This is a genomic window from Mitsuaria sp. BK041 (assembly GCF_014193085.1).
Lineage (GTDB): Bacteria > Pseudomonadota > Gammaproteobacteria > Burkholderiales > Burkholderiaceae_C > Roseateles.
In genome coordinates, this window is sequence record NZ_JACHYT010000002.1 from 1,711,746 (window position 1) to 1,724,136 (window position 12,391).

A 12,391-nucleotide genomic window follows, 5' to 3' on the forward strand; every position below is an offset into this window, starting at 1 on the left:
CGTTGTCCTTACACGCCCGCCGGGGTCTGGCGGTGCCAGTCGGTGGCCTGCTGCAGCGCATGGGCGGCGTGCAGCAGCGTGCCTTCCTGGAAGTAGTTGCCCAGCAGCTGCAGGCCCACGGGCATGCCGCCCTCGCCCAGCCCCACCGGCACGCTCATGCCGGGCAGGCCGGCCAGCGAGCCCGGCAGCGTGAAGATGTCGGCCAGGTAGACCTTGACCGGATCGTCCGCGCCTTCGCCCTGCTTCCAGGCCACCGTCGGCGCCACCGGCCCGGCGATCAGGTCGCAGTGCTGGAAGGCCTGCTGGAAGTCGTCCGCGATCATGCGGCGCAGCTTCTGCGCCTGCAGGTAGTAGGCGTCGTAGTAGCCATGCGAGAGCACGTAGCTGCCGATCATGATCCGGCGCTTGACCTCGGCGCCGAAGCCCTCGGCGCGGGTCTTCTCGTACATGTCGATCAGGTTGCCGTAGTCCTTGGCGCGGTGCCCGAACTTCACGCCGTCGAAGCGCGAGAGGTTGGAGCTCGCCTCGGCCGGGGCAATGATGTAGTAGACCGGGATGGCCAGTTCGGTGCGCGGCAGCGAGACGTCGACCAGCGTCGCGCCCAGCTTCTCCAGCTCCGCCAGGCCGGCGCGCACGGCGCCGTTCACGTCGGACGAGAGGGCGGCCGGGAAGAACTCCTTCGGCAGGCCGATGCGCAGGCCCTTGAGCGGCTGCGCGGCGCTCGCGCCCTCGCGCGCGGCCAGCATGCGCGCATGGAAGTCCTGCGGCGGCTGCTGGACGCTGGTGGCGTCGCGCTCGTCGAAGCCGCTCATCGCCGAGAGCAGCAGCGCGCAGTCCTCGGCGGAGCGCGCCATCACGCCGGCCTGGTCCAGGCTGGACGCGAAGGCGATCATCCCGTAGCGCGAGCACACGCCGTAGGTCGGCTTGATGCCGGTGATGCCGGAGAAGCTGGCCGGCTGGCGGATCGAGCCGCCGGTGTCGGTGCCGGTCGTGGCCGGCACCAGGGCCGCCGCCACCGCGACCGCCGAGCCGCCCGACGAGCCGCCCGGCACGCGCGTGCGGTCCCAGGGGTTCAGCGCCTTGAAGTAGGCGCTGTTCTCGGTGGCCGAGCCCATCGCGAACTCGTCGCAGTTCAGCTTGCCCAGCGACACGGTGCCCGCGGCGTTCAGCCGGTCGACGACCGTGGCGTCGAAGGGGCTCAGATAGCCCTCGAGCATCCTGGAGCCGGCCGTGGTCGGCATGTCGCGGGTGACGAAGATGTCCTTGTGCGCCAGCGGCACGCCGATCAGCGCGCCGGCCTCGCCGGCGGCCAGCCGCGCGTCGGCGTCCTTGGCGCGGGCGAGGGCGTAATCCGGGTCCACGTGCAGGAAGGCGCCGAGATCCTTCGCCGCGGCAACACGCGCAAGCAGATGTTGCGTCAGTTCGGTGCTGGAGACCGTCTTGGCGCGCAAGGCGCGGCCGAGCTCGGCGACGCCGAGTTGATGCAGGGGGGCGGTCATTCGATGACTTTCGGGACCAGGAACAGGCCGTCCTCGACGGCGGGAGCGCTGCGCTGGTTGAGCGCGCGCTGGTCGGTTTCGGTGACGCGGTCCTCGCGCAGCCGCAGGGCCACTTCCTGGACCGCCGACAGCGGCGTGTAGAGGGGGTCGACGCCGCTGGTGTCGACCGCGCTCATCTGCTCGACGATCGAGAAGAAGCCATTGAGCTGCGGCAGCAGCGCGGCCTGTTCGTCGCCGGAAAGTTCCAGCCGCGCCAGTTTGGCGATCCGGCTGACATCGTCGTGGGTGAGTGCCATGGGAATGTGCTCGAGGGCCGGTCCGGACCAGCGGTCCGCCGGGCGCGCGAAACATTCGCCGAACGCTGACGGAAGCCTTGCAGACGGGCCAAACCAAGGGGTGATCAGTTATTATCCCCGCTTATCTCCATGGCGCCGGGGCTGCTTCTGCAGCCTCGTTGCTTATGGCAAGGAATTTCGCTCGCGCGGACGCCGCCGGTCCGCGCGGTTACCCGACAAGAACCGCCCCGAATCGCAGCCGCCCGGACAGAACGCAGACGAACGCCGCCTGATGCCGTCGAATGCCGCCGATTGCGTGTGGTTCGACATGGACTGGCGGCTCCAGGTGCCGAAGCGTCCTGTCCTGGCCTTGCCCACACACATGCTCGCCTCCCTGCGCCGCTACTTCTCCACCGACCTCGCCATCGACCTGGGCACCGCCAACACGCTGATCTATGTCCGCGGAAAAGGCGTCGTGCTGGACGAACCCTCCGTCGTCGCCATCCGTCATGAAGGCGGTCCCAATGGCAAGAAGACGATCCAGGCCGTCGGCCACGAAGCCAAGGCCATGCTGGGCAAGGTGCCCGGCAACATCGAGGCGATCCGCCCGATGAAGGACGGCGTGATCGCCGACTTCGTGGTCACCGAGCAGATGATCAAGCAGTTCATCAAGATGGTGCACGACACCAAGCTGCTGCGTCCCTCGCCCCGGATCATCATCTGCGTCCCCTGCGGCTCCACGCAGGTCGAGAAGCGCGCGATCCGCGACGCCGCGCTGGGCGCCGGCGCCTCGGAGGTCTACCTGATCGAGGAACCGATGGCCGCCGCGATCGGCGCCGGCCTGCCGGTGTCGGAAGCGTCGGGTTCGATGGTCATCGACATCGGCGGCGGCACGACCGAAGTGGGCGTGATCTCGCTGGGCGGCATGGTCTACAAGGGCTCGGTCCGCGTCGGCGGCGACAAGTTCGACGAGGCCATCATCAACTACATCCGCCGCAACTACGGCATGTTGATCGGCGAGCCGACCGCGGAAGCGATCAAGAAGAACATCGGCTCGGCCTTCCCGGGCTCCGAGGTCAAGGAGATGGAGGTGAAGGGCCGCAACCTGAGCGAAGGCGTGCCGCGCAGCTTCACGATCTCGAGCAACGAGATCCTGGAAGCGCTGACCGATCCGCTCAACCAGATCGTTTCGGCGGTGAAGAACGCGCTGGAGCAGACCCCGCCGGAACTGGGCGCCGACATCGCCGAGCGCGGCATGATGCTGACCGGCGGCGGCGCGCTGCTGCGCGACCTGGACCGGCTGCTGGCCGAGGAAACCGGCCTGCCGGTGCTCGTGGCCGAGGACCCGCTGACCTGCGTCGTGCGCGGCTGTGGCATGGCCCTGGAGCGCATGGAACGCCTCGGTTCGATCTTCACGAACGAGTAAATCGATGCGGCCTTCGGGCCGCCTTGCGTTGAATCTCCTTTGCTGAGATCTTCATGCCTCTCGGCACCTTGGATCGCAATCCGCCACCGCTGTTCCGTGAAGGCCCGTCCGCGCTGACGAAGCTGGCCTTCTGCGCCGCGCTGGCAGTGTTCCTCATGGTGGCGGACTCCCGCTTCCAGTTGACCGCACCCGCAAGGGCCGGCCTCGCGCTCGCGCTGCATCCGCTGCAGCGCGCTCTGCTCGCGCCCGTCGACGCCTGGGAACAGGCCGGCGACTACGCCCGCGGCATGGAAAAGGCCACCGAGGCCGAGAACCAGGCACGCCAGCAACTGGCCTCGCAGGCGGTGATCCTGAGCCGCGCGGCGCAGCTGCAGGCCGAGAACACGCATCTTCGCGCGCTGCTCGACCTGCGCGAGGCGCTGCCGGTGAAAGGCCTCGCCGCTGAAGTCCTCTACGAGGCGCCGGATCCCTTCTCGCGCCGCATCGTCATCGACCGCGGCAGCCACCGTGGCGTGCGCCTGGGCGCGCCGGTGGTCAACGACGCGGGCGTGCTCGGCCAGGTGACGCGGGTCTATCCGCTGTCGGCCGAGGTCACGCTGCTGACCGACCGCGAAGCCACCATCCCCGTCCTCAACACGCGCACCCAGCAGCGCGGCGTCGCCTACGGCGGCGAACGCGGCGTGATGGAGCTGCGCTTCATCGCCGCCAACGCCGACATCAAGCCCGGCGACGCGCTTGCGACCTCCGGCCTGGACGGTCTCTACCCGCCGGGCCTGCCGGTGGCGAAGGTCGCCGAGGTGGAGCGCCGCGGCGACACCAGCTTCGCCCGCGTCGGCCTGGCGCCGGTCGCGCAGCCGGACAGCGCCCGGCACGTGCTGGTGCTGGAGCCGCTGCAGGGCCAGGAGGACGCCCGCATCGAAGCCGCGCAGGAAGCGGCCAGCGCCGCGAGCGCCGCCGCCGCCGAATCCGGCGCCAGGCCGCGTCGCGCCGCGTCCGCGCCCAAGGGAGGCCACCGATGATCATGCCGCGTGGCGCGAGCCAGCTGCTGCTGCCCGCCAACCCCCTGTTCATCGCCTTCAGCCTGGTCGTCGGCCTGCTGATCGACATGGTGCCCGTCGGCCGCCAGCCCTGGATGCCGGACGTGCTGGCGATCGTGCTGGTGTTCTGGAATGTCCACCAGCCCCGGCGTGTCGGCGTGGGCTGGGCCTTCGTCTTCGGCCTGATGATCGACGTCCACCATGGCGCACTGCTCGGCCAGCATGCGCTGGCCTACAGCCTGCTGGCCTTCGGCGCGGTCGCGCTGCATCGCCGGCTGCTCTGGTTCACGCTCGGCGCGCAGGCGCTCCACGTGCTGCCGCTGTTCGTGCTGGCCACCGCGATCGCGGTGATCGTGCGACTGGTCGTCGGCGGCATGTGGCCCGGCTGGAGCCTGGTGCTGGCGCCGGTGCTGCAGGCGGCACTGTGGCCGATCGCCGCGGCGCTGCTGCTCGCGCCCCAGCGCCGCGCGCCGGATCCCGACGCGCACCGTCCGCTCTGAGCGCGCCGAGGACGGGCCCGCGATGACGGTCATCAAGAACCTCCAGGCGGAGCTGAGCCGATTCCGGCTGCGGCTGGTCGCCGCGGCGGTGTTCGTGCTGTTCTGCTTCGGCCTGCTGGTCGCCCGCCTCGTCTACCTGCAGATCACGCAGCACGACTCGCTGCTCGAGCGCGCCGAGACCAACCGCGTCACCGTGCTGCCGATCGTGCCGAACCGCGGCCTGATCGTCGACCGCAACGGCGTCGTGCTGGCGAGCAACTATTCCGCCTACACGCTGGAGATCACGCCGTCCAAGGTGCCGGACCTGGAGGCCACGATCGACGCGCTGACCGCCGTCATCGACATCCAGCCGCGCGACCGTCGCCGCTTCAAGCGGCTGATGGAGGAGAGCAAGAACTTCGAGTCGCTGCCCATCCGCACCAAGCTGACCGACACCGAGGTCGCGCGCTTCGCCGCGCAGCGCTTCCGCTTCCCCGGCGTGGACATCAAGGCGCGGCTGTTCCGCAACTATCCGCTGGGCGATGTCGGCGCGCACCTGCTGGGCTACATCGGCCGCATCAACCAGGCCGAGAAGAAGGCGATGGAGGACTGGTCCGAAGAGGACATCGCCAACTACCGCGGCACCGAATACATCGGCAAGCTGGGCCTGGAGCAGGCCTATGAGCGCGAGCTGCACGGCCAGACCGGCTTCGAGGAGATGGAGACCAGCGCCGGCGGCCGCGCCGTGCGCCGGCTGCGCAACCGCCCGCCGACGCCGGGCAACACGCTGCACCTGTCGATCGACATCAAGCTGCAGGCGCTGGTCGAGCGCCTTTATGGCGACCGGCGCGGCGCGCTGGTGGCGATGGACCCGCGCAACGGCGAGGTGCTGGCCTTCGTGTCCAAGCCGACCTTCGATCCCAATCTGTTCGTCGACGGCATCGACGCCGACAGCTGGAAGGACCTCAACGAGGACATCGACAAGCCGCTGCTGAACCGGGCGCTGCGCGGCACCTATCCGCCGGGGTCGACCTTCAAGCCCTACATGGCGATGGCGGCGCTCAACACCGGCAAGCGCGCGGCCAACGTGGTGGTCCAGGACAACCTGACCTACAGCTTCGGTGGGCGGACCTTCGGCAGCGCGACTGGCGACCGCGCCGGCCCGAAGGACATGCGGCTGGCGATCGTGACCTCGTCCAACGTCTACTTCTACTCGCTGGCCAACGAGATGGGCGTGGACATGATCCACGACCAGCTGGAGCCCTTCGGCTTCGGCCGCAAGACCGAGATCGACCTGCTGGGCGAGGTCACCGGCATCCTGCCCAGCACCGAGTGGAAGCGCCGCGCCTATAAGCGGCCCGAGCAGCAGAAGTGGTACGCCGGCGAGACGATCTCACTGGGCATCGGCCAGGGCTACAACAACTTCACGATGCTGCAGCTGGCCACCGCGATGTCGACGCTTGCCAGCGGCGGCGAACGCTACCGGCCGCGGCTGGTGCGGGAGATCGAGGACGTGGTCAAGCACGTGCAGCGGCGCACCGCGAGCGACGCGCTGTCGCCGCTCGCGCTGCGCAAGGCCGACGTCGACGTGATCCGCAACGCGATGCACGACGTGACGATGGAAGGCACCTCGCGGATGGTGTTCGCCGGCGCGCAGTACCAGAGCGCCGGCAAGACCGGCACGGCGCAGGCGGTGGGCCTGCGCGCCGGACAGACCTACAGCAGCATCAAGGCGGACGAGCGCAAGCGCGACCACTCGCTGTACATCTCCTTCGCGCCGTACCAGGCACCGACGATCGCGCTGGCGCTGATCGTGGAGAACGCCGGCTTCGGCTCCGAGTCCGCAGCGCCGATCGCGCGACGCGTCTTCGATTACGTGTTGACCGGCACGTACCCGAGCGAAGAGGACATCGCCAAGGTGCGGGTCGGCCAGGTGGGCGCGCCGATCGGCACGCCGCGCCGCGTCGAGGACATCCCGCTGCCGGGCGCCGCGGCCAGCGCGCCGGACGCTTTGGCCTCCGCAGCGTCCGCGCCGGTGGCGGCCTCGGGTCCAGCCGGACCGACACCCAGACCCGCCGCTCCGGCGTCGGCCGTGCCCGCCGCGATACCGGGCTCCGCGGCGGAACGCCGCCTCGCGCCGGTCGCGCCGCGCCCCAACCCGGGAGCCTCACGATGAGCGCCCTCTTCAGCAAACCCAGCCTGCTGCAGCGCGTGAAACCGCTGTTCCAGGGTTTCGACATTCCGTTGCTGCTGGCCATGGGCTGGCTGATGGGGCTGGGGCTGATGTGCATGTACTCGGCCGGCTACGACCATGGCACGCGTTTCGTCGATCACGCGCGAAACATGGTGCTGGCGATGGGCGTGCTGTTCGTGACCGCGCAGGTACCGCCGCAGCGCTTGATGCAGCTCGCGCTGCCGCTCTACGCCGTTGGTGTCACGCTGCTGGTGGCGGTTGCGCTGTTCGGCATCAGCAAGAAGGGCGCGACGCGCTGGCTGAACGTCGGCGTCGTGATCCAGCCCTCCGAGATGCTGAAGATCGCGGTGCCGCTGATGCTCGCCTGGTGGTTCCAGAAGCGCGAGGGCCAGCTGCGCCTGCCCGATTTCGTCGCCGCCTTCGTGCTGCTGGTGGTGCCGGTCGGCCTGATCGCGAAGCAGCCGGACCTGGGCACCTCGCTGCTGGTGCTGGGTGCGGGCCTGTACGTGATCTTCTTCGCCGGGCTGTCGTGGAAGCTGATCATTCCGGCGCTGGTGCTGGCCGGCGCGGGCATCACCGCGCTGGTCTTCAGCGAGGACCAGATCTGCCAGCCCGACGTGAAGTGGGTGGTGCTGAAGGATTACCAGAAGGACCGGGTCTGCACGCTGCTGGACCCGACCAAGGATCCGCTGGGCAAGGGCTTCCACATCATCCAGGGCGAGATCGCGATCGGTTCGGGCGGCGTGACCGGCAAGGGCTTCATGAAGGGAACGCAGACGCACCTCGAGTTCATCCCAGAGCGGACCACCGACTTCATCTTCGCCGCCTATGGCGAGGAATTCGGCTTGATCGGGGCGCTGGGGCTGCTGCTCGGCTTCACCGCGTTGATCCTGCGGGGCCTGGCCATCGCGCACGAGGCGCCGACTTTGTTCTCCCGCTTGCTCGCCGGGGCGATCACGCTGAGCTTCTTCACCTACGTCTTCGTGAACATGGGCATGGTGACCGGCATCCTGCCCGTGGTCGGCGTACCGCTGCCGTTCATCTCGTACGGCGGCACGGCGATGGTGACGCTGGGGCTGTCGCTGGGGATGCTGATGTCGATCGCCAAGAGTCGCGGCGGCACGCAGCGCTGAGTCGACCGGCGGCCATCAGGCGGCCGCTTCCAGGTCGGCGAAGATGACGTCGCCCGGCAGGGCGAGATCGATCGAGGCCAGGTACACCACCTCGCCGCCGGCGTAGCGGGTCACCTGCCAGGAGCCGTCGATGGCCAGGCGGTGGACTTCCGTCGCGCGCTGCTCCCAGTCGACGACCAGGTACTCGCGCAGCGCGGCCAGCCGGCGGTAGCGCGCGAACTTCCGGGTCCTGTCGTCACGGGCGGAACTCCGGGAAAGCACCTCGACGATCAGCGGGCAGGCCTCCATGCCGCGCGGGCGCTTGTCCTTGTCGCAATACACCATCACGTCGGGGACCAGGCAGTTGCCGTCGTCGCACCGCACCTCCTGCGACAGGATGGCCCGGCAGGGCGCGCCGTGGAGATGCTGGCGCATCGCGACATAGAGATTGCAGGCCACGATCTGATGGCCCTCGCTCGCGCTTTCCATGACGACCGGCTGGCCGTCGATCAATTCATATCGGCTGCCATCGCCAGAGTCCCAGGCCAGGAAATCGTCGCTCGTCATCTGCATCGTCGTTGCCGCCGGAAGTCGGTATGCCATCGGAGTCACCTGCGCTTCAGTAGGAAGGAGGCGGTGATTCTTCGAAAGCCCGGAAGGGTTGTCGCTAGCTCGAACTGAGGCTGGATCGCTCGCCGGCTCCAGGTTCAGGGCACCGAATGACGGATGGGTGGAGGATGCGTCGCCGCCGGGTTCAACGTTCGCCCTGGGCAAGCGGATGGGCGGCGAAGCGCACCGTGAACCGCGCGCCAGGGCCCACACCTTCCGCCTCCGCCTGACGGCGTGCCCGCGTGTCGTCGACCGCGATCTCCGCGTCGTGCTGCTGGACGATCTCGCGCACGATCGCCAGGCCCAGCCCCGAGCCGTCGACATTGGTGCCCAGCGCGCGGTAGAACGGCTGGAAGACCTGCTCGCGCTCCGCCTCCGCGATGCCCGGCCCCGAGTCCTCCACCTGCAGCACGCAGACCTGGCCGAACGGATCCTCGACCACCCGCACGGTCACCGTCCCTCCACTGGGGGTGTACAGCAAGGCGTTGTCCACCAGATTGCGGATCAGCTCGCGGATCAGCAGGGGATGGCCGTGGATGCGCAGGCCCGCCTGGCTGGCCTCCGGCCCCTCATAACCGAGGTCCAGCCGCTTCTCCATCGCGCGCGGCACGAAATCGCGCACCGTCTCGATCGCCAGCACCGCCAGGTTCACCTCGCTGCGGCGCGCGGCGTGCTCCTGGTCCTCGGCGCGGGCCATGGCCAGCAGCTGGTTCACCATGTGCGCCGCACGCTGACTGGAGACCGCGATCTGCTTGAGCGAACGCCGCAGCTCCGACGGCGAGCTGCGACCCTCGTCGATCTCGCGCTGGGCGAGCTCGGCCTGCGTCCGCAGCCCCGCCAGCGGCGTCTTGAGCTGATGCGCGGCGTCGGCCAGGAAGTGCTTCTGCGCGCGGATCGATTGATCGAGCCGCTCGAGCAGGTCGTTGATCGCCTGCACCAGCGGGGCCACCTCGTCGGGGATGCGCTGCTCGTCGATGGGGCTCAGGTCGGAACTGTCCCGCGAGCGGATGCGGCGCTGCAGGTCGTTGAGCGGCGCGATGCCGCGCGCCAGCGCCAGCCACACCAGCAGCACCGCCAGCGGCAGGATCACGAACTGCGGCAGGATCACGCCCTTGATGATCTCGTTGGTCAGCCGCGAGCGCTTGCCCAGCGTCTCCGCGACCTGGACCAGCATCATCTTGTCGCCACCGGCCATCCCCTCCGGCACCACCCACAGGTAGGACACCCGTACCGCCTCGTTGTTGACCTCGTCGAAACGGCGGTTGACCTCCCACGGCACGATGGGCGGTTCGACTTCGGGCACCGGCAACTGGGCGTCGCCGCTCAGCAATTCGCCGCGCAGGCCCAGCACCTGGTAGTAGACCGTGTCGGACTCGTCCGCCCGGAGCAGCGCCGCGGCCTCTGGGGCCAGCGCGTAGCGCGACCGCCCACGTCGCGTGGAGGCGTCGCCGGGCCCCGGCTCCGTTGCGACCTGCAGGCCCAGCGTGCGCGCCATCTCGTCGAGCTCGCGGTCGTAGGGCTTGTTCGCGATGCCCTGCGCCACCAGCCACGTCAGCGCGACGCTGATCGGCCAGATGACCAGCAGCGGGGCGAGCATCCAGTCCAGGATCTCGCCGAACAGCGAGCGATGGCCGGACGATTCACCCGCCATGCCGCGCGTCCTCGATCAAGCGTGCGCCCAGGGGCTCCGGGACGCCCCGCACCTCAGCCCGGAATCTTTTCAAGGCAGTAGCCAAGCCCGCGCACCGTCGCGATGCGGATCGGCCCCTGCTCGATCTTCTTGCGCAGCCGATGGATGTAGACCTCGATCGCGTTGTTGCTGACCTCTTCGCCCCACTCGCACAGGCGCTCGACCAACTGGTCCTTGCTGACCAGCCGTCCCGCGCGCTGCAGCAGCACCTCGAGCAGCGACAGCTCCCGCGCCGACAGTTCCACCATCTGATCGTTGATGTAAGCGACGCGGCCGGTGGCGTCGAACGTCAACGGGCCATGGCGGATCACGCTGGAGGCGGTGCCCAGGCCGCGGCGCGTCAACGCGCGCACACGCGCCTCGAGTTCCTGCAGCGAGAAGGGCTTGGCCATGTAGTCGTCGGCGCCAAGGTCCAGGCCCTTGACGCGTTCCTCGATGCTGTCCGCCGCGGTCAGGATCAGCACCGGCACGGACGATCCGCGCGCCCGCAGCCGACGCAGCACTTCCAGCCCATGCAGCTTCGGTAATCCCAGGTCGAGGATCAGCAGGTCGAACTCATGCGAGGCCAGCGCGGCGTCGGCCTCGCTGCCGCTGCCGACCTGGTCGACGGCGCAACCCGAGGCTCGCAACGAGCGCAGCAGGCCATCGGCCAGGACCTGGTCGTCTTCGGCGATCAAGATGCGCATGTGTCGTCCCCTCTGGTTATGGAGACATTCTAGGGAGCGGTCCGGGGCGCTTCCCTAGGCGTTTCCGAGCCGTCCTCAGGCGGATGAGCGGGGCACCAGTCAGGTGGGCGACAGCTTGGGAGGCGGCACTTCCCCCTCTTTGGCGAAAACGGGGGGAGTTGTGCGGCTGGCTCATCCTGTGAGCCACCTGCGGCCTAACATCCCGCCATCGACAGCGCCGCAGCCGCACCGACGGGCGGCACGGGTCGACAAAGTACTGTACAGATATACAGATTGCGCCATAATCCGCCGCAGCCAACAGGAGAAGATTGCATGGACGCCCCCGTGAAGAACGCCAACACCGAAAAAGCCAAGGCCCTGCAGGCCGCCCTCGCCCAGATCGAAAAGCAGTTCGGCAAGGGCTCGATCATGCGGCTGGCCGAAGGCGAGAAGATCGAGGACATCCAGGTCGTCTCCACCGGCTCGCTGGGCCTGGACATCGCGCTGGGCGTCGGTGGCCTGCCCCGCGGCCGCGTGATCGAGATCTACGGTCCGGAATCGTCCGGCAAGACCACGCTGACGCTGCAGGTCATCGCCCAGATGCAGAAGCTGGACGGCGTGTGCGCCTTCATCGACGCCGAGCATGCCCTGGATGTCCAGTACGCGCAGAAGCTGGGCGTCAACCTGCAGGAGCTGCTGATCAGCCAGCCCGACACCGGCGAACAGGCGCTGGAGATCGTGGACTCGCTGGTGCGTTCGGGTTCGGTGGACCTGATCATCGTGGACTCGGTCGCCGCGCTGACGCCGAAGGCCGAGCTTGAAGGCGAGATGGGCGACGCGCTGCCTGGCCTGCAGGCCCGCCTGATGAGCCAGGCGCTGCGCAAGCTGACCGCCACCATCAAGAAGACCAACTGCACCGTCATCTTCATCAACCAGATCCGGATGAAGATCGGCGTGATGTTCGGTTCGCCCGAAACGACCACCGGCGGCAATGCGCTGAAGTTCTACGCCTCGGTGCGCCTGGACATCCGTCGCATCGGCTCGATCAAGAAGGGCGAGGAAGTCATCGGCTCCGAGACCAAGGTCAAGGTCGTGAAGAACAAGGTGGCGCCCCCGTTCAAGACGGCGGAGTTCGACATCCTCTACGGCGAGGGCATCAGCCGCGAGGGCGAGATCATCGACATGGGCGTGACCGCGAAGATCGTCGACAAGTCGGGGGCCTGGTACGCCTACAGCGGCGAGAAGATCGGTCAGGGCAAGGACAACGCGCGCGAGTTCCTGCGCGAGAACCCCGACCTGGCGGTCGAGATCGAGAACAAGATCCGCGAATCGCTGGGTATCCCCCTGCTGGGCGCCGCGCCTGGCGACGCCGAGTAAGCACCGGGCGACGGCATGACTCCGTCCG

11 protein-coding genes are annotated in these 12,391 nt (G+C 68.6%); 6 read left to right on the forward strand and 5 right to left on the reverse strand.

All coding sequences use genetic code 11. From position 1 onward, the window contains the following. Window positions 1–8: 8 nt before the first annotated feature. On the reverse strand, window positions 9–1,499 hold the full coding sequence (gene gatA, locus FHT38_RS23405; protein WP_183493385.1) for an Asp-tRNA(Asn)/Glu-tRNA(Gln) amidotransferase subunit GatA: 1,491 nt from the start codon (window positions 1,497–1,499) through the stop codon (window positions 9–11). After that, window positions 1,496–1,795, reverse strand: coding sequence for an Asp-tRNA(Asn)/Glu-tRNA(Gln) amidotransferase subunit GatC (gene gatC, locus FHT38_RS23410; RefSeq protein ID WP_091730250.1), 300 nt, complete (start codon window positions 1,793–1,795; stop codon window positions 1,496–1,498). The genes gatA and gatC overlap by 4 nt, the downstream gene beginning before the upstream one ends. Before the next feature lie 361 nt (window positions 1,796–2,156). Here gatC and FHT38_RS23415 point away from each other — a divergent pair, with 361 nt between their 5' ends. From FHT38_RS23415 to rodA, 5 genes are read left to right on the forward strand one after another with little or no spacing between them, the layout of a single operon-like run. Further along, window positions 2,157–3,200 (forward strand): rod shape-determining protein, encoded by a 1,044-nt coding sequence (locus tag FHT38_RS23415; RefSeq protein WP_091731851.1) that lies wholly within the window; start codon window positions 2,157–2,159, stop codon window positions 3,198–3,200. Between the two features lie 53 nt (window positions 3,201–3,253). Continuing rightward, window positions 3,254–4,219 carry a rod shape-determining protein MreC gene (gene mreC / locus FHT38_RS23420; protein ID WP_183493386.1) on the forward strand — a complete coding sequence of 322 codons (966 nt, stop codon included), beginning with the start codon at window positions 3,254–3,256 and terminating at the stop codon, window positions 4,217–4,219. Continuing rightward, complete coding sequence (gene mreD / locus FHT38_RS23425) at window positions 4,216–4,737, forward strand: rod shape-determining protein MreD (protein ID WP_091730257.1); 522 nt, start codon at window positions 4,216–4,218, stop codon at window positions 4,735–4,737. Before mreC ends, mreD begins: the two co-directional genes overlap by 4 nt. A 22-nt stretch (window positions 4,738–4,759) precedes the next feature. Next, window positions 4,760–6,892: a penicillin-binding protein 2 gene (gene mrdA / locus FHT38_RS23430; protein WP_183493387.1), complete on the forward strand. Its 2,133-nt coding sequence runs from the start codon at window positions 4,760–4,762 to the stop codon at window positions 6,890–6,892. Then, on the forward strand, window positions 6,889–8,043 hold the full coding sequence (gene rodA / locus FHT38_RS23435) for a rod shape-determining protein RodA (protein WP_183493388.1): 1,155 nt from the start codon (window positions 6,889–6,891) through the stop codon (window positions 8,041–8,043). The genes mrdA and rodA overlap by 4 nt, the downstream gene beginning before the upstream one ends. A 15-nt stretch (window positions 8,044–8,058) precedes the next feature. On the opposite strand, the gene FHT38_RS23440 is transcribed toward rodA, so the two are convergent. The 3 genes from FHT38_RS23440 to FHT38_RS23450 all read right to left on the reverse strand — a co-directional run bounded on the left by FHT38_RS23440 (window position 8,059) and on the right by FHT38_RS23450 (window position 11,007). Beyond that, a complete protein-coding gene (locus FHT38_RS23440; protein WP_183493389.1) occupies window positions 8,059–8,625 on the reverse strand; it encodes a Uma2 family endonuclease in 567 nt (188 codons plus the stop codon). A 151-nt stretch (window positions 8,626–8,776) separates the two neighbouring features. Continuing rightward, window positions 8,777–10,282 (reverse strand): sensor histidine kinase, encoded by a 1,506-nt coding sequence (locus FHT38_RS23445; protein WP_091730271.1) that lies wholly within the window; start codon window positions 10,280–10,282, stop codon window positions 8,777–8,779. Between the two features lie 53 nt (window positions 10,283–10,335). Further along, entirely contained in the window at window positions 10,336–11,007 is a 672-nt protein-coding gene (locus tag FHT38_RS23450; protein WP_091730277.1) for a response regulator transcription factor, read from the reverse strand. A gap of 312 nt (window positions 11,008–11,319) precedes the next feature. Between FHT38_RS23450 and recA the strand changes: the two genes are divergently transcribed. Then, entirely contained in the window at window positions 11,320–12,363 is a 1,044-nt protein-coding gene (gene recA, locus FHT38_RS23455; protein ID WP_091730281.1) for a recombinase RecA, read from the forward strand. Window positions 12,364–12,391: the final 28 nt, after the last annotated feature.

Bases quoted from the DNA above. Each gene is read 5' to 3' on its own strand.
- FHT38_RS23440 (WP_183493389.1), bottom strand. From the start codon at position 8,625: ATGGCATACCGACTTCCGGCGGCAACGACGATGCAGATGACGAGCGAC.
- gatA (WP_183493385.1), bottom strand. From the start codon at position 1,499: ATGACCGCCCCCCTGCATCAACTCGGCGTCGCCGAGCTCGGCCGCGCC.
- FHT38_RS23450 (WP_091730277.1), bottom strand. From the start codon at position 11,007: ATGCGCATCTTGATCGCCGAAGACGACCAGGTCCTGGCCGATGGCCTG.
- gatC (WP_091730250.1), bottom strand. From the start codon at position 1,795: ATGGCACTCACCCACGACGATGTCAGCCGGATCGCCAAACTGGCGCGG.
- FHT38_RS23445 (WP_091730271.1), bottom strand. From the start codon at position 10,282: ATGGCGGGTGAATCGTCCGGCCATCGCTCGCTGTTCGGCGAGATCCTG.
- mrdA (WP_183493387.1), top strand. From the start codon at position 4,760: ATGACGGTCATCAAGAACCTCCAGGCGGAGCTGAGCCGATTCCGGCTG.
- rodA (WP_183493388.1), top strand. From the start codon at position 6,889: ATGAGCGCCCTCTTCAGCAAACCCAGCCTGCTGCAGCGCGTGAAACCG.
- recA (WP_091730281.1), top strand. From the start codon at position 11,320: ATGGACGCCCCCGTGAAGAACGCCAACACCGAAAAAGCCAAGGCCCTG.
- FHT38_RS23415 (WP_091731851.1), top strand. From the start codon at position 2,157: ATGCTCGCCTCCCTGCGCCGCTACTTCTCCACCGACCTCGCCATCGAC.
- mreC (WP_183493386.1), top strand. From the start codon at position 3,254: ATGCCTCTCGGCACCTTGGATCGCAATCCGCCACCGCTGTTCCGTGAA.
- mreD (WP_091730257.1), top strand. From the start codon at position 4,216: ATGATCATGCCGCGTGGCGCGAGCCAGCTGCTGCTGCCCGCCAACCCC.